The following is a 16,143-nucleotide window of genomic DNA, read 5'->3' as shown; positions in this document are numbered from 1 at the left end:
GCCGCCTGGCCTCATCCCCAGCGCATCACTGCAAACAACCAGACGACAGATAGCGCAGACGCTATCCAGATGCTCCAGTCGGTCAGCCCTATCAGCAAGAGGTGGCAATAGGCGCTGCCCAGAAGTCCAACGAACAGGCGATCGCCGCGGGTGGTCACGATCGGCAGAAAGCCTTTGCGCGGCGTGCAGGGCCGTGCAAGCTCCCAGGCGCTCATCGCTACCAGCATCAGGCCGATCACCGTGAAAAACACCGCAGTGGGCAGGGTCCAGGCCATCCAATTCATGAGTGCGCTCCTAAACCCGACCGAGGGCGAAGCCCTTGGCTACGTGATTGCGGACAAACCAGATCACCAGCATGCCCGGCAGGATGGTCAGCACACCGGCGGCGGCCAGTACGCCCCAGTCGATCCCGGAAGCTGACACCGTGCGTGTCATGACGGACACGATCGGCTTCGCGTCGACCGACGTCAGCGTGCGCGCCAAGAGCAGCTCCACCCAACTGAACATGAAGCAGAAGAACGCCGTCACACCGATGCCCGAGCGAATGAGAGGGATGAAGAGCTTCAGGAAGAATCGGGGGAAGCTGTAGCCGTCGATATAGGCGGTCTCGTCGATTTCCTTTGGCACACCGGACATGAACCCTTCCAGAATCCATACCGCCAACGGCACGTTGAACAGGCAATGCGCCAGCGCTACGGCGATGTGCGTGTCGAACAGGCCGATAGACGAATAGAGCTGGAAGAACGGCAGCAGGAACACCGCTGGCGGGGCCATGCGGTTGGTCAGCAACCAGAAGAACAAGTGCTTGTCGCCGAGAAAACGGAAACGGGAAAAGGCGTAGGCCGCCGGCAACGCGACCGTCAGCGAAATCAGGGTATTGAGGCAGACGTAATAAAGCGAGTTGATGTATCCGCTGTACCAGCTGCGGTCGGTAAAGATCACGCGGTAGTTATCGAGCGTGAAGCCCCGCGGCCAGAGGGTCAGGCCACCCAGGATCTCGGTGTTGCTCTTGAATGACATGTTCACCAGCCAGTAGATCGGCACCAGCAGGAACACCACATAGAGGATCAATAACGCACGCTTGCGCAGGTTCATTGGCAGGCCCTTATCGCGTCTGGTCGCTGTGCGTCATTGCTGTGTAGAACAGCCAGGACACGAGCAGGATGATCAGGAAATAGATCAGGGAGAACGCCGCGGCAGGCCCCAGGTCGAACTGGCCCACAGCCATCTTCGTCAACGTCTGACTGAGGAAGGTCGTCGCGTTGCCTGGCCCGCCGCCAGTCAACACGAAGGGTTCTGTGTAGATCATGAAGCTGTCCATGAAGCGCAGCATCACGGCAATCAACAGCACGCTCTTAAGCTTCGGCAGCTGGATATGGCGGAACACGGCCCACGCCGAGGCGCGGTCGATGCGCGCGGCCTGGTAGTAGACGTCAGGGATGGCACGCAGTCCCGAGTAGCAGAGCAACGCGACCAGCGATGTCCAATGCCAGACATCCATCACCAGAACCGTGACCCAAGCGTCCCGGGTGTTGGACGCGTAGTTATAGTCGACGCCCAGCTCGTTGAGCACGTAGCCCAGTAACCCGATATCGGCGCGCCCGAAGATCTGCCAGATCGTCCCGACCACGTTCCAAGGTATCAGTAGCGGAATTGCCATTACGATCAGGCAGACCGAGGTCCAACGACCACGGGTCGGCATGGTCAGGGCGACGGCGATGCCCAACGGAATCTCGATCAATAGTACGCATGCCGAGAAGATGAACTGGCGCAGCAGCGAGTCGTGTAGCCTCGGATCGTTGAGGATCTGCCGGTACCAATCCGCCCCGACGAAGAAGCTCGTCGAAGCATCGAAGATGTCCTGCACCGAATAGTTCACCACCGTCATCATCGGCAGCACTGCGCTGAATGCCACCAGCAGGAAGACCGGCAGCACTAGCCACCAGGCGCGGTTGTCCTGAACCTTGTTCATGGCTGCGCCTCCACCAAGCGATCATCGGCGTAAAGCATCAACCACTGCTGAGGAAAGCCGACCCAGGCGCGCCCCTTCGGCACGGTCTGCTCCTCCGGCAGCCGGGCCTTGAGCAGGCGGCCTTGCATCTGAAGCGTGAGAATCTTGTACGTGCCGAGGTCGTCTACCCGTACCACTTCGGCGGCCATGCCCCCTGCCCCGGCCTCATCACTGACCTGCACGAATTCGGGCCTGATTCCAATCTGCAACCGGCTGCCGCCGAGCTCCGGGAGCTGCGCCAGTACCGGCGCAGGCAACGGAACATGCTGTTCCCCGAAATCGACGCCGCCAGGCCCGGCTGTGACGTCGATCAGATTCATACCCGGGCTGCCGACGAAGAAGCCAACAAAGGTGTGCTGCGGCCGCTCGAACAGCTCGCGCGGTGTTCCGAACTGTACGATCTGCCCGCCATGCATCACTGCGATCTTATCCGCGAAGGTCGAGGCTTCTAGCTGATCGTGGGTTACATAGATCATCGTGATATTGAATTGCTCATGGATCTGCTTGAGCTTGCGTCGCAGCTTCCACTTCAAGTGCGGGTCGATGACGGTGAGCGGCTCGTCGAAAAGAATTGCCGAGACGTCATCACGCACCAGCCCCCGCCCCATCGACACTTTTTGTTTCTCGTCCGCGCTGAGGTTGCGCGCCTTCTTCTTGAGCACCGGATGCAGGTCCAGCACCTCCGCGATCTCATGCACGCGGCTGGTGACCTTGGCTTCCGGCACGCCCTGGTTGCGTAGCGGGAACGCCAGGTTGTCGAACACCGTCATGGTGTCGTAGACGACCGGAAACTGAAAAACCTGCGCGATGTTGCGCTCTTCCGGCGACAGCGTGTTGACCTCGCGCGCATCGAACAGCACTTGCCCCTCCGAAGGGCTGAGCAGGCCAGAGATAAGGTTCAGCAGAGTCGACTTGCCGCAGCCGGACGGGCCCAGCAAGGCGTAGGCACCGCCCTGCTCCCACACGTGATCCATCTCCCGGATCGCATAATCCGCCGCGTCACGCGGCTGCGAGCGGTAGCTGTGCGCAAGGTTCTGCAATCGGATCTCGGCCATAGGGCTTCCTCAGGCACGTTTCGCCGGTGCCTGGGCCAGCCGGCCTTGGGCATCGAAAACGAATAACTTATGGGTCGGAATGTAGATGCGGATCGGCGAATCCACCGCGTAGTCGTGCACCCCTTGCAGGTGCAGCACGAGGCTCATGAGTTCGTTACGCACATGCAGGAAGGTTTCCGATCCGCTGATCTCGGCCAGCTCGACCACACCTGAGACTTCCAGGTCATCGTCATTCGACGGCACGAGCCCGATGTGGCTAGGGCGTACGCCAAAACTGTACGAGCCCTCCTCCAGCGCCTGCAGGTCGGCGTTGAGCGGGAAATGCAAGCGCTCCTGAAAGCTCACCTCGTTGGCGCCGATTCGACCTGGCAGCAGATTTATCGGCGGCTCGGAGAACAGCTCCGCGCTAAGGATATGGCTCGGACGGTGGTAAACGGCGCCGGTCGGACCGCTTTGGATCACGTGGCCTTCGTGCAGCACGGTCACCGTACCGCCCAGGGCAAGCGCCTCGTTCGGCTCGGTCGTGGCGTAGACGGCAATGCTCCGGCGGGTACGAAAAAGCTCGCGCATCTCCTGACGCAGTTCTTCCCGCAACTTGTAGTCGAGGTTAACCAAAGGCTCGTCGAACAAGACCAGATCGGCATCCTTGACCAATGCGCGCGCCATGGCGGTCCGCTGCTGCTGCCCACCTGACAATTCCAGCGGCAGGCGGTCGAGAAAGGCCTCGATGTGCAGCATCTCGGCGGTCTCCCTTACCCGACGATCGACCTCTGGCTTCGCCATGCCCGACTGCCGCAACGGTGAGGCAATGTTTTCGTAAACGCTCAGCGTGGGGTAGTTGATGAACTGCTGGTAAACCATCGACACATTGCGCTTGCGAACCGGTACGCCCGTGACATCCGCACCGTTCATGAGGATGCGACCACTGCTCGGCTTGTCCAGCCCGGCCATCAGACGCATCAGCGACGTCTTCCCGGACAGCGTCCGCCCGACCAGCACGTTGAACGAGCCGGGGTCGAAATTCAGGCTGACCGCATCGATGTGCACCTGGCCGTCGACCGTCTTGGTGACCTTCTCCAGCGTGAGCGACATGTCGCATCCTTTTGCTTGTTATGGATGCGACAAGAGCGATTATCGTGCCAGGCCAGGCGCAACGCTCTAGCGCTGGCCTCAGCAGCGCCAGCAGCGTTCCGAACCGTTCAAAATGAACATTTCTGAACATTGACAGTGAACAGAAATGAACAAAACTGTTCAGGACGCCCGCAGTCCGGTGGCGAAACAACAACAATAAATCGATCCAGAGGACGCTATGGCAGAGCCGGCACGGTCCATCTCCCACCAAGCGCTTATCCAGGAATCCTGGCAGCGCTGCGAACGCTACGGGCTCGACCCGATGAGCCCGCCGAGTTTCGGAAACCCCGCCGCGCAGGACGTCAGCGCCTTGCTCGAACGTCAGCACAGCCTGGTGCAAACCACTCAACAGGAGGTGCTGCCCTATTACGAGAATATCCTCGCCAACTCGAGCTGCCTGATCCTGCTTGCCGACAGTGGCGGCCAGTTGCTCGAGAGCTGGGGAGACCAGCGCTTCGCCGGCCAAGCGCACCGCGGCTTCGCCGCTGGCGCCAGTTGGATGGAGCGAGACACCGGCACCAACGCCATCGGCACTGCGCTCGCATGCGGCCAAGCGGTACATATCCAGCGCGACGAACATTTCCTCAAGGCCAACCGTTACCTTTCGGGGGCGGCTTCACCCATTTACGACGCGCAACGGCAGCTGATCGCGGTGCTTGACGTGTCCAGCGACAGCTACCTGCCGCCGTCGCATACGTTGGGCATGGTCAAGATGATGAGCCAGGCGGTGGAGAACCGGCTGATCCTCAACCTATTTCGCGAAGAGCATTTCCAGTTGACCTTCAACACCGGCCCGGACAGCCTCGACAGCCAGTGGGCCGGCCTGCTGATCTTCGACGAAGCCGGAACGATCGTTTCAGCCAACCGGCGGGCGGACAACCTGCTGGGCCTGGACATAGCCCGAACGACAATCGACAAGCTGTTCGACATGCCCCTGCTGCAGCTGCAGAACCAACCCGAGGACCAGCCCATCCTGCTGCGCGCCCTGGGCCGCCATCGTTTCCACGGACTGGTGCGGCGGCCGCAGCGCCCCCGCATCCAGGCCAGGGATTTTCGCAACGCGCCCGCCAAACCGCGCGAGGCGCCCATCGAACATGGCGACCCCGGCGTCCAGAGGATGGCGAACCAGGCCCAGCGGATGCTGGAAAAAGACATCCCGATCCTCATTCATGGCGAAACGGGCGTCGGCAAGGAAGTGATGGTCCGTTCGCTGCACCAGGCAAGTACCCGGCGCGACGCACCGCTGGTGCCTGTCAATTGCGCAGCCATCCCGGCAGAGCTGATCGAGTCGGAACTCTTCGGTTATGAAAAAGGTGCATTCACCGGCGCCCATCAAAAGGGCCGCACCGGGCTGATTCGCAGGGCCGACAAGGGCATTCTGTTTCTTGATGAAATCGGCGACATGCCCCTTGGCCTGCAAGCAAGATTGCTGCGTGTCCTGCAGGACCGCTGCGTCCAGCCACTAGGCGGCGGCGAAGCTTATGCGGTCGATTTTCGGTTGATCTGTGCAACCAACCGTTGCCTGCGCGACGACGTCGAGCGGGGCCGCTTCCGGCAGGACCTGTACTACCGTGTCAGTGGTTTTGGTTTTGAGCTGCCCGCACTGCGTGATCGCAAGGACAAGCGCTGGCTGTTCCAGCGCGTCTGGGAGCAGCACCGTGAGCGGCGCCAGGTGGCGGGTTTGAGTGACGAGGTCCTGCGGCTGTTCGATGCCCATCCCTGGCCGGGTAACATCCGGCAGCTGAGCAGCGTCATCCAGGTCGCACTGGCACTGGCCGACGAACAGGCCATACGGCCAGAGCATCTACCAGGCGACTTTTTCAGGGATATCGACTGCGACAACGGAGACGCTAAGGCCGCCACAACCAACGCTACGATCTGTGCCGACCAGCCGCTGTACCATCAATACCGGGCCTGCAACGGCAATATCGCTCTCCTGGCACGCCAGCTAGGCGTCAGCCGTAACACCCTGTACAAGCGCCTGCGCGCCGAAGGGCTGTATCCGGCACGGTCTTGAAAACGCACCGGCAAGCCCCGCTACGGTTATTCAGCGAGGCGCCAGGTCGTGCCGCCCTTGCCGTCCTCAAGTACGACGCCCATCGCGGTGAGCTGGTCGCGGATGCGGTCGGATTCCGCCCAGTTCTTGTCAGCACGTGCCTGAAGACGCGCCGCGATCAGTGCGTCGACTTTGGCGGCATCGACTTTGCCCTCGGCTCCGGCTTGCAGGAAAACCTCGGGTTCCAGCTGCAACACTCCAAGCACCGCAGCCAGCGACCTGAGCCGGGCTGCCAGCCCTGCCGCCGCCTGGACGTCGGCCTCGCGCAAACGATTGACCTCGCGGATCATCTCGAAGAGTACGGCGCAGGCTTCCGGTGAGTTGAAGTCATCGTCCATGGCTGAGCCAAAGCGCTCGACGAACGCTTCGCCGCCGGTCGGCACTGCCTCTGGTAGGCCCTTGAGCCCGTTGTAGAAGCGCTCCAGGGCAGCCTTGGCTTCCTTGAGGCTGTCTTCGGAATAGTTGATGGGGCTGCGGTAGTGGCTCGACACCAACAGATAACGCACCACTTCGGGCTGGTACTTTTCCAGCACCTCGCGAATGGTGAAGAAGTTGCCCAGCGACTTGGACATCTTCTCGCCATCGACGCGGACGGCGCCGGCATGCATCCAGGCGTTGGCGTACTGCTTGCCGGTTGCAGCCTCGCTCTGCGCGATTTCATTCTCGTGATGCGGGAACACCAGGTCAGGCCCGCCGCCATGGATATCGAAGGTCTCGCCCAGGCAGCAGGTGGACATCACCGAGCATTCGATATGCCAGCCTGGACGCCCCGCTCCCCACGGCGACTCCCAGCTCGGCTCGCCCGGTTTGGCGGCTTTCCAGAGCACGAAATCCAGCGGATCTTCCTTGGCCTCGTCGACTTCGATGCGCGCGCCGATCTTCAGGTCCTCGATCTTGCGCCGCGACAGCTTGCCGTAACCTGCGAATTTGCCGACCCGGTAATAGACGTCGCCATTACCCGGCGCGTAGGCATAGCCCTTGTCGATCAGGGTCTGGATCATCTCGTGCATGCCGGCGATGTGGTCGGTGGCACGCGGCTCGAGGTCGGGCCGCAGCACATTGAGCCTGGCTTCGTCTTCATGCATGGCGGCAATCATCCGCCCGGTCAGCGCGTCGAAGCTTTCGCCGTTCTCCTGCGCCCGGCGAATGATCTTGTCGTCGATGTCGGTGATGTTGCGCACGTAGGTCAGTTCGTAACCGCTCTGGCGCAACCAGCGCGATACCACGTCGAATGCCACCATGACTCGCGCATGGCCGATATGGCAGAAGTCATAGACCGTCATGCCACAGACGTACATGCGCACCTGGTTGCCGACCAGGGGCCTGAGCGGCTCCTTGGCCTTGGTCAGGGTGTTGTAGATCGACAGCGCCATCACTGGCCTCCCCAGGAATCACGCAGCGTCACGGTACGGTTAAAGACCAGCGCGTCGGGGCGACTGTCCTTGCGGTCCACGCAGAAATAGCCCTCACGCTCGAACTGGAAGCGATCCTCGGCCTGGGCGGTAGCCAGTGACGGTTCGGCGCGGCACCCCTTGAGCACGACCAGCGACTCGGGGTTGATGTTGTCCAGGAAGCTGCCGCCCTGCTCTTCGTTCTCACCGGACGCTTTCTCCGGGTTGGCCGAGCGGAACAGGCGGTCGTACAGACGCACTTCACACTCGACGCTTTCTGCGGCCGGAACCCAGTGAATGACGCCCTTGACCTTGCGGCCCTCCGGGTTCTTGCCCAGCGTGTTTTCGTCGTAGGAGCAACGCAGCTCGACGATATTGCCCTGCGCGTCCTTCACCGCTTCGTCAGCACGGATCACGTAGCTGCCGCGCAAGCGCACTTCCCCACCAGGGATCAGGCGCTTGAAGCCGGCCGGTGGGACTTCTTCGAAATCGCTGGCATCGATGTAGAGCTCACGGGAGAACGGCAACTGGCGTACGCCCATGTCCTGCTTGGGGTGGCATGGTAGTTCGAGGTTCTCGGCCTGACCTTCTGGATAGTTGGTAATGACGACCTTCAGCGGCTTGAGCACGCACATGGCGCGTGGCGCGTTGGCGTCCAGATCTTCGCGAATGGCGAATTCAAGCATCCCGATATCGACGACGCCGCCCGCGCGATTCACGCCGATCATGTCGCAGAAGGTACGGATCGACGCGGGCGTATAGCCGCGCCGGCGATAGCCGCTGAGTGTCGACATGCGCGGATCATCCCAACCGCTGACGTGCTTCTCGTCGACCAGCTGCTTGAGCTTGCGCTTGCTGGTGATGGTGTAGTTCAGGTTGAGCCGAGCGAACTCGTACTGACGCGGGCGCGCCGGCACCGGCAGGTTCTCCAGGAACCATTCGTACAGCGGCCGGTGGTCTTCGAATTCCAGCGTGCAGATCGAGTGCGTAATGCCTTCGATGGCATCCGACTGGCCATGGGTGAAGTCATAGCTCGGGTAGATACACCAGTCGTTGCCGGTCTGGTGGTGATGCGCGTGGCGGATCCGGTAAAGGATCGGATCACGCAGGTTCATGTTCGGCGAAGCCATGTCGATCTTTGCACGCAACGCTTTGGCGCCGTCCGGGAACTCGCCAGCCTTCATCCGCGCGAACAGATCCAGGTTCTCCTCCACCGAGCGATCACGGAACGGACTGTTCTTTCCCGGTTCCGTCAGGCTGCCACGGTATTCCCGCGCCTGGTCAGGCGTCAGGTCGCATACGTAGGCCTTGCCCGCCTTAATCAGCTCGATGGCCCAATCGTGCAGCTGACCGAAGTAGTTGGAGGCATAACGCTCCTCCCCAGCCCACTGGAAGCCGAGCCATTGGACATCGCTCTTGATGGCGTCGATGTATTCCTGGTCTTCCTTGGCCGGGTTGGTGTCATCGAAGCGCAGATTGCACTCGCCACCGAACTCCTTGGCCAGGCCGAAGTTCAGGCAGATCGACTTGGCGTGACCGATGTGCAGGTAACCGTTGGGCTCAGGCGGAAAGCGCGTGACGATCTTGGCATGCTTGCCTGACTCCAGGTCGGCCTGGACGATTGGGCGGAGAAAGTTGGTGGCTGCGGTAGTCTCAGGCTTGCTCATGGTGTCCTTAGCGATCTGCGAATGTGCGGCTCAGAGAGGTTTACAAATGCTGGTCAGGCAAAGCCCGACGACTCGGGGAGTGGTTGCTGAATGCGTGCTCAGGGGTGAGCGCAGCGAATCAACTATCGAACATCCGAATGCAGCGTGTACAAGAGCGTTTGGTACAGGGTTCAACGCGCATGACCGAGCGCCAGAAGGCGTAAACGTTTCTCAGGGTAGGCCGGCCAAATCAAAGCGCCTATCATAGCGGACCCGTCAACCCCCTGACAGAGCCACGCGGCCGGCCGCGCCTGCCTCTGCTGCGGCGAAGTTCATTACCGTGCCTGCCGCATCAAGCGCCGACGCGATTATTCATCCGATAAGGAAGGCTTCAATGATCAAACTGCATACCAACCATGGCGTCATCTCGGTCGAATTGTTCGAAGACAAAGCTCCGGAAACCGCAGCCAACTTCAAGGAGTATGTAAAGAGCGGTCACTACGACGGCACTGTTTTCCATCGCGTGATCAGTAACTTCATGATCCAGGGCGGCGGTTTCGAGCCGGGCATGAAGCAGAAAGCCACCCGCGCACCGATCAAGAACGAGGCAAACAACGGTTTGTCCAACAAGACCGGCACACTCGCCATGGCCCGCACCATGGAGCCTCACTCGGCCTCCGCGCAATTCTTCATCAACGTGAAGGACAACGATTTCCTCGACCACACCGCGCCAACGGTCCAAGGTTGGGGCTATGCCGTGTTCGGCCAGGTCGTGGAGGGCATGGATGTGGTCGAAAAGATCAAGGCCGTGCCCACGACCATGAAGTCGGGCCATCAGGACGTGCCAGTCGAGGACGTCATCATCGAGAAGGCCGAACTCGTCGAGTAACGTCTGTTGATTCTGCTGATTTCCGATCTGCATCTCGAAGAAGAACGCCCGGACATAGCCCGGGCGTTTCTTCGGTTCTTGGACGAGCGCGCGAGCCAGGCCGAGGCGCTGTATATCCTCGGCGACTTCTTTGAGGTCTGGGTCGGCGATGACGGAATGACCGCGTTTCAAACAGGCATCGCGGAGGCGCTTAAGGCAACGAGCGAACGTGGCACGAAGCTCTACCTGATGCACGGCAACCGCGACTTCATGATAGGCAAGCGCTTTTGTCGCCAAGCTGGTTGCACCTTGCTCGTGGATCCGCATGTCGCCCACCTCGGCGGGGAACGCGTCTTGCTGATGCATGGGGATAGCCTCTGCACCCGCGATGAAGGCTACATGCGGCTCAAGCGCTGGCTACGTAATCCGATCAGCCTGTTCCTTCTGCACCGCCTGCCCCTCGCCAAGCGACAGCAGCTTGCCGGGAAGCTGCGCTCGACCAGCAAGACCGAGACGAGGATGAAGGCGAGCGACATCGTCGACGTCACGCCCGAAGAAGTGACCGAGGTCATGCAGCGCTATCAGGTGAGTACACTCATCCACGGGCATACGCACCGCCCGGCCATACACCCATTGCAACTCGACGGCCGGCCAGCCAGGCGTATCGTGCTGGGCGATTGGGACCGCCAGGGCTGGGCGCTACAGATAGACGCGTCCGGCGCACACCAGGCACCTTTCCCGCTGGGCTGAATCAACCAGCCAGCGGCACGCCGCTATGGAAGTGGAACGCCTCATCCGGGCTCTCGATCAGCTCACGTTCTTTCTCACGGAAACGTTCGATCATCCCATCGATGTCCGCAGCGTCCCCGTACAGGTACGCGAGCTTCAGGTAATCCTGGAAATGCCTGGCTTCCGATTTCAACAAGCCGTGGTAGAAGCGCCCCAGCTCCTCGTCAAGATGCGGCACAAGCGCGGCAAAACGCTCGCACGATCGCGCCTCGATGAAGGCACCGATCACCAGCGTGTCAGTCAGGCGATAGGGCTCAGCGTTGCGAGCCAGCGCCCGCAGCCCCGCCGCGTAGCGTGAAGAGCCCACGTTGCGCAGCGCAATGTCGCGCTTTCGCAGGATTGAAAGCACCTGTTCGAAATGCCGCAACTCCTCACGTGCAAGACGCGACATCTTGTTTTGCAGATCAGGCTTGTCGACGTATCGAAACATCAACTGAAACGCCGTACCGGCTGCCTTCTTCTCGCAATTGCCATGGTCAATCAGCATCACGTCCTGATTCTGAAGCGCCACGTCGATCCAGGCTTGAGGCGTGGCACATCCAAGAAAATCGTTGAGTTCTGGCAGCATCGGATCGGCAGTTCGCATAAGAAATAGGCAGTCGTTTCGAGCCGCGCATTATACGGGGGCCTTCCGGAACGGCCAGGTTGATTTGACGTGCGTCAGATTCAACGGTGCATCGCTTGTCTATAGTGACGATACGCCGCTGGACCAAGGAGCCGATCATGCAAGCCCTTCGCTGCATCCTCGTGGTAGTCGATCCCCATCAGCCGGATGACCTGGCGCTGAAACGTGCACGCCTGATCGCCAGCCTCAGCCAGGCCCGCCTGCACCTGCTCGCGTGCGACAGCAAGGCCGACCATACCCCCTACCTCAACCGAGTCCGCCAGGCGATGGAAGACCAGGGACTTACAGTCAGCACTCAACAAAGCTGGTTGCATAACCTGCACCAGACGGTCATCGCGGTTCAGCAGGCCGAAGGCTGCGGCCTCGTAATCAAGCAACACGTGCCGGACAGCGCACTAAAACGCACTCTGCTGACTCCAGATGACTGGAAGCTAATGCGCTACTGCCCGTGCCCGGTGCTGATGGTGAAGACCGAAGCACCTTGGTCCGGCGGTAATGTGCTGGCCGCCGTCGATGTCGGCAATGCCGATAGCGAACACCGCACCTTGCATGCCTCGATCATTCACCACGGCCATCAAATCGCCGCGCTGGCCGAGGGCAATCTGCATGTCATCAGCGCTCATCCGACCGCCATGCTATCGGCTGCGGACCCGGCCTTCCAATTGAAGGAAACGATAGAGGCGCGCTACCGGAACGCGTGCAAGCAGTTCCAGGCCGACTTCAACATCCCGGACGGCCAGTTACACATCCAAGAGGGTCCTGCCGACGCCTTGATCCCGCGCGTCTGCCATCAACTGAATGCAGTCGTTACCGTGATCGGGACCGTCGCACGGACCGGGTTTTCCGGCGCCTTGATGGGCAACACTGCTGAAGTCGTACTCGATGCGCTGGAAAGCGACGTGCTGGTTCTCAAGCCCGACGACATCATCGGCCACCTCGAACAATTGGTAGCCCAGCGCTGAAGGCCTGCCTACTCGGCCAACGAAACCAAACCGGGCGCTATGTAGCGATGGTAGTGGGCTTCTGAGAGCAGGAAGAACTCCCGATCCACCGCGTCACGCAGGTCTGGCAAATCCCATTCGCGAAACTCGGGCAAGAGCACGACGCCGTACGCCTCGAGCTGCTGGATCAGACGGGCACCACGGGCGATGAGCTGGTAAGCCCAGCAATACGGGGATTGCTCCGCAACGAATCGAATTTGCCGCGCCTCCAGCTGACGACGCAGTAGCTCGGCATCGAATATCTCGATCTTGGCCATCATCACCTGCGCGAGCAGTTGCTCCAGCCGCCGCCAGACCGACCGCTTGCTCGTCTCATCGTAGGCGTTCCAGTTCACCACCTCATGATGGAAGCGCTTGCAGCCACGGCAGACCACATCGCCGTAGACGGTGGAACACAAGCCGACACAAGGTGTTTTGATGCGCTGATTGGACATGACGAAGCAGGTTTGGACGACGGCGGTGCATCTTAGACTTTTGTCCAAGCCGGGTCACGGCGCAATGCGCGACATGGCAGCCAACCGCCCGACAGCCACGGCCCCTGGCGAGGCAAACGCCAGCCTCGAAAAGCAAGCGGGCCGCGATGGCGCAGCGGCCTTGTGCTTAACTTTGCGAGCCCATTCCAGTAGAATCGGCCCGCCGTTTTCGGCGCCACGATCCGAGAGAAGCTGTTTTCAAAGCGTCACGAGCACAGTTGAACCGGCATTATCGGGTGCGCATATCCCCTCTCACTGCGCACCCGGCACGGCCCGGCGTAAAACTTTGAAAACAGCTTCCGGATGCGCGTCCCGAGACACCCAAGGGACCACTGATGAGGGTAATAACTGTGCTTGAAGCCTATCGCAAACACGTAGAAGAGCGTGCCGCCCAGGGCGTCGTGCCCCAGCCGCTGAACGCCGAGCAGACCGCAGGCCTGGTCGAACTTCTGAAGAATCCGCCAGCTGGCGAAGAACAATTTCTCCTCGATCTGATCACTAACCGCGTTCCGGCGGGCGTGGACGAAGCCGCCTATGTCAAGGCCGGCTTCCTGGCCGCCATCGCCAAGGGTGAAGCCTCCTCGCCGCTGATCAGCAAGCAACACGCCGTCGAGCTGCTGGGCACCATGCAAGGCGGTTACAACATCGTCACGCTGGTCGAACTGCTGGACGACCCGGAACTGTCCGATACCACGGCGCAGCAACTGAAGCACACCCTGCTGATGTTCGACGCCTTCCATGACGTCGCCGAGAAAGCCAAGGCTGGCAACGCCAATGCCAAGGCCGTTCTGCAATCCTGGGCCGAAGGCGAGTGGTTCAAGAATCGCGCACCGGTCGCTGAAAAAGTGACCCTGACGGTCTTCAAGGTCGCTGGCGAAACCAACACCGACGACCTGTCGCCGGCGCCAGACGCCTGGTCCCGTCCGGACATCCCGCTGCATGCCCTGGCCATGCTGAAAATGGCTCGTGACGGCATCAACCCCGACGTCCCCGGTTCGGTTGGCCCGCTCAAGCAGATGGAAGAACTCAAGACCAAGGGCTTCCCGGTTGCCTACGTTGGCGACGTGGTCGGCACCGGCTCTTCGCGCAAATCCGCTACCAACTCGGTACTGTGGTTCTTCGGCGATGACATCCCGAACGTGCCGAACAAGCGGGCCGGCGGCTTCTGCTTCGGTACCAAGATCGCACCGATCTTCTACAACACCATGGAAGACGCAGGCGCCCTGCCAATCGAGTTCGATTGCTCGGACCTGGCCATGGGCGATGTGATCGACGTCTACCCGTACAAGGGCGAGGTCCGTCGCCACGGCAGCGAAGAGCTGGTCACCACTTTCCAGCTGAAAACCGACGTCCTGCTCGACGAAGTCCGCGCCGGCGGCCGTATTCCGCTGATCATTGGGCGCGGTCTGACCGAAAAAGCACGTGCCGAGCTGGGCATGGGCCCGTCCGATCTGTTCAAGAAGCCGGAAGCGCCGGCTGAGAGCAATAAGGGCTACACCCTGGCCCAGAAGATGGTGGGTCGCGCCTGCGGTCTGCCGGAAGGCAAAGGCGTGCGTCCGGGCACCTACTGCGAGCCGAAGATGACCACCGTCGGCTCCCAGGACACTACGGGCCCGATGACGCGCGACGAGCTGAAAGACCTGGCTTGCCTGGGCTTCTCCGCTGACCTAGTCATGCAGTCGTTCTGCCACACCGCGGCCTATCCGAAGCCGATCGACGTCACTACCCATCACACCCTGCCGGACTTCATCATGACCCGCGGTGGTGTTTCCCTGCGTCCAGGTGACGGCATCATCCACAGCTGGCTGAACCGCATGCTGCTGCCGGACACTGTCGGTACCGGTGGTGACTCGCACACCCGCTTCCCGATGGGCATTTCCTTCCCGGCCGGTTCCGGCCTGGTTGCCTTCGCCGCTGCCACCGGCGTGATGCCGCTGGATATGCCGGAATCGGTACTGGTGCGCTTCAAGGGCAAGATGCAGCCTGGCATTACCCTGCGCGATCTGGTGCATGCGATCCCCTACTACGCCATCCAGAAGGGTCTGCTGACCGTCGAGAAGAAGGGCAAGAAGAACATCTTCTCCGGCCGTATCCTCGAGATCGAAGGCCTGAACGAGCTGACCGTAGAACAAGCGTTCGAGCTGTCCGATGCGTCCGCCGAGCGCTCCGCCGCTGGTTGCACCATCAAACTGCCGGAAGCGGCGATTGCCGAATACCTGAAGTCGAACATCACCCTTCTGCGCTGGATGATCAGCGAAGGCTACGGCGATGCGCGCACCTTGGAGCGCCGCGCTCAGGCGATGGAAGCCTGGCTGGCCAACCCGCAGCTGCTGGCTGCCGATGCTGACGCAGAGTACGCCGAGGTCATTGAGATCGACCTGTCCGAGGTCAAGGAGCCGGTCCTGTGTGCGCCGAACGACCCGGATGACGCTCGCCTGCTGTCCAGCGTTCAGGGCGAGAAGATCGATGAAGTCTTTATCGGTTCATGCATGACCAACATTGGCCATTTCCGCGCCGCCGGTAAGCTGCTGGACAAGGTCGATGGCTCGCTGCCGACCCGTCTGTGGCTGTCCCCGCCGACGAAGATGGACCAGCACCAGCTGACTGAGGAAGGTTATTACGGTATCTACAGCCGCGCCGGTGCACGACTGGAAATGCCGGGCTGCTCGCTCTGCATGGGTAACCAGGCCCGCGTGGAAACCGGCTCGACCGTCGTCTCGACTTCGACCCGTAACTTCCCGAACCGTCTGGGCGATGCCACCAACGTCTACCTGGCTTCTGCCGAGTTGGCGTCTGTCGCCTCGATCCTGGGTCGCCTGCCGACCGTCGAGGAGTACATGACCTACGCAGCGCAAATTGACACCATGGCGGCTGATGTCTACCGCTACCTGAGCTTCGACCAGATTGCTGAGTTCCGCGAATCAGCAGCCAAGGCCAAGATCGACGTGGTAGCTGTGTAAGCAAAAGCGTTGTCACGAAAAAGCCCGCTTCGGCGGGCTTTTTCTTTGGCTCAATCCAAGATCGGCGCCACATTGGCTGCGTAGCGATCAGTCTGCTGTCATCCCAAGCGCCTCAACGAAAACCCACCATCACATCG

Annotated in this window: 14 protein-coding genes; 5 read left to right on the top strand and 9 right to left on the bottom strand. The window is 61.0% G+C overall.

Annotated features, from left to right (window positions below; all coding sequences use genetic code 11):
• Positions 1–11 precede the first annotated feature (11 nt).
• From M1D78_RS09550 to M1D78_RS09530, 5 genes are read right to left on the bottom strand one after another with little or no spacing between them, the layout of a single operon-like run.
• Positions 12–284, bottom strand: coding sequence for a DUF2160 domain-containing protein (locus M1D78_RS09550; protein ID WP_437419489.1), 273 nt, complete (start codon positions 282–284; stop codon positions 12–14).
• Between the two features lie 10 nt (positions 285–294).
• Positions 295–1,095, bottom strand: coding sequence for a carbohydrate ABC transporter permease (locus M1D78_RS09545; RefSeq protein ID WP_437419490.1), 801 nt, complete (start codon positions 1,093–1,095; stop codon positions 295–297).
• A 10-nt stretch (positions 1,096–1,105) separates the two neighbouring features.
• A complete protein-coding gene (locus tag M1D78_RS09540; protein WP_437419491.1) occupies positions 1,106–1,972 on the bottom strand; it encodes a carbohydrate ABC transporter permease in 867 nt (288 codons plus the stop codon).
• Complete coding sequence (locus M1D78_RS09535; RefSeq protein WP_437419492.1) at positions 1,969–3,066, bottom strand: ABC transporter ATP-binding protein; 1,098 nt, start codon at positions 3,064–3,066, stop codon at positions 1,969–1,971. The genes M1D78_RS09540 and M1D78_RS09535 overlap by 4 nt, the downstream gene beginning before the upstream one ends.
• A gap of 9 nt (positions 3,067–3,075) precedes the next feature.
• On the bottom strand, positions 3,076–4,158 hold the full coding sequence (locus M1D78_RS09530; RefSeq protein ID WP_437419493.1) for an ABC transporter ATP-binding protein: 1,083 nt from the start codon (positions 4,156–4,158) through the stop codon (positions 3,076–3,078).
• A 217-nt stretch (positions 4,159–4,375) separates the two neighbouring features.
• Here M1D78_RS09530 and M1D78_RS09525 point away from each other — a divergent pair, with 217 nt between their 5' ends.
• Complete coding sequence (locus M1D78_RS09525; RefSeq protein WP_437419494.1) at positions 4,376–6,214, top strand: sigma-54-dependent Fis family transcriptional regulator; 1,839 nt, start codon at positions 4,376–4,378, stop codon at positions 6,212–6,214.
• Between the two features lie 26 nt (positions 6,215–6,240).
• Here M1D78_RS09525 and cysS read toward each other — a convergent pair whose 3' ends face one another.
• Both cysS and M1D78_RS09515 read right to left on the bottom strand, forming a co-directional pair.
• On the bottom strand, positions 6,241–7,626 hold the full coding sequence (gene cysS, locus M1D78_RS09520; protein ID WP_437419495.1) for a cysteine--tRNA ligase: 1,386 nt from the start codon (positions 7,624–7,626) through the stop codon (positions 6,241–6,243).
• Entirely contained in the window at positions 7,626–9,311 is a 1,686-nt protein-coding gene (locus M1D78_RS09515) for a glutamine--tRNA ligase/YqeY domain fusion protein (RefSeq protein WP_437419496.1), read from the bottom strand. Before M1D78_RS09515 ends, cysS begins: the two co-directional genes overlap by 1 nt.
• 373 nt (positions 9,312–9,684) lie before the next feature.
• Here M1D78_RS09515 and M1D78_RS09510 point away from each other — a divergent pair, with 373 nt between their 5' ends.
• Both M1D78_RS09510 and lpxH read left to right on the top strand, forming a co-directional pair.
• Positions 9,685–10,179 (top strand): peptidylprolyl isomerase, encoded by a 495-nt coding sequence (locus tag M1D78_RS09510; protein WP_437419497.1) that lies wholly within the window; start codon positions 9,685–9,687, stop codon positions 10,177–10,179.
• A 3-nt stretch (positions 10,180–10,182) separates the two neighbouring features.
• A complete protein-coding gene (gene lpxH / locus M1D78_RS09505; protein WP_437420355.1) occupies positions 10,183–10,908 on the top strand; it encodes a UDP-2,3-diacylglucosamine diphosphatase in 726 nt (241 codons plus the stop codon).
• 1 nt (position 10,909) lies between these two features.
• Here the strand turns inward: lpxH and M1D78_RS09500 are convergent, their stop codons facing one another.
• On the bottom strand, positions 10,910–11,515 hold the full coding sequence (locus M1D78_RS09500; protein WP_437420356.1) for a tRNA-(ms[2]io[6]A)-hydroxylase: 606 nt from the start codon (positions 11,513–11,515) through the stop codon (positions 10,910–10,912).
• Between the two features lie 155 nt (positions 11,516–11,670).
• Here M1D78_RS09500 and M1D78_RS09495 point away from each other — a divergent pair, with 155 nt between their 5' ends.
• Positions 11,671–12,534: a universal stress protein gene (locus M1D78_RS09495; protein WP_437419498.1), complete on the top strand. Its 864-nt coding sequence runs from the start codon at positions 11,671–11,673 to the stop codon at positions 12,532–12,534.
• A gap of 8 nt (positions 12,535–12,542) precedes the next feature.
• Here the strand turns inward: M1D78_RS09495 and M1D78_RS09490 are convergent, their stop codons facing one another.
• Positions 12,543–13,007: a DUF1289 domain-containing protein gene (locus M1D78_RS09490; protein WP_437419499.1), complete on the bottom strand. Its 465-nt coding sequence runs from the start codon at positions 13,005–13,007 to the stop codon at positions 12,543–12,545.
• Between the two features lie 389 nt (positions 13,008–13,396).
• On the opposite strand from M1D78_RS09490, the gene acnB reads away from it, so the two are divergent.
• Positions 13,397–16,006, top strand: a complete 2,610-nt coding sequence (gene acnB / locus M1D78_RS09485; RefSeq protein ID WP_437420357.1) for a bifunctional aconitate hydratase 2/2-methylisocitrate dehydratase — start codon at positions 13,397–13,399, stop codon at positions 16,004–16,006.
• Positions 16,007–16,143 lie beyond the last annotated feature (137 nt).

The sequence above is a fragment of the Pseudomonas sp. SA195 genome (assembly GCF_054131565.1).
This window is presented reverse-complemented; position numbering and strand designations above follow the sequence as displayed.

Coding starts and splice junctions, on each gene's coding strand:
- M1D78_RS09540 (WP_437419491.1), bottom strand. CDS start 1,972: ATGAACAAGGTTCAGGACAACCGCGCCTGGTGGCTAGTGCTGCCGGTC.
- M1D78_RS09515 (WP_437419496.1), bottom strand. CDS start 9,311: ATGAGCAAGCCTGAGACTACCGCAGCCACCAACTTTCTCCGCCCAATC.
- M1D78_RS09525 (WP_437419494.1), top strand. CDS start 4,376: ATGGCAGAGCCGGCACGGTCCATCTCCCACCAAGCGCTTATCCAGGAA.
- M1D78_RS09495 (WP_437419498.1), top strand. CDS start 11,671: ATGCAAGCCCTTCGCTGCATCCTCGTGGTAGTCGATCCCCATCAGCCG.
- M1D78_RS09500 (WP_437420356.1), bottom strand. CDS start 11,515: ATGCTGCCAGAACTCAACGATTTTCTTGGATGTGCCACGCCTCAAGCC.
- M1D78_RS09530 (WP_437419493.1), bottom strand. CDS start 4,158: ATGTCGCTCACGCTGGAGAAGGTCACCAAGACGGTCGACGGCCAGGTG.
- cysS (WP_437419495.1), bottom strand. CDS start 7,626: ATGGCGCTGTCGATCTACAACACCCTGACCAAGGCCAAGGAGCCGCTC.
- M1D78_RS09550 (WP_437419489.1), bottom strand. CDS start 284: ATGAATTGGATGGCCTGGACCCTGCCCACTGCGGTGTTTTTCACGGTG.
- M1D78_RS09535 (WP_437419492.1), bottom strand. CDS start 3,066: ATGGCCGAGATCCGATTGCAGAACCTTGCGCACAGCTACCGCTCGCAG.
- M1D78_RS09545 (WP_437419490.1), bottom strand. CDS start 1,095: ATGAACCTGCGCAAGCGTGCGTTATTGATCCTCTATGTGGTGTTCCTG.
- M1D78_RS09490 (WP_437419499.1), bottom strand. CDS start 13,007: ATGTCCAATCAGCGCATCAAAACACCTTGTGTCGGCTTGTGTTCCACC.
- M1D78_RS09510 (WP_437419497.1), top strand. CDS start 9,685: ATGATCAAACTGCATACCAACCATGGCGTCATCTCGGTCGAATTGTTC.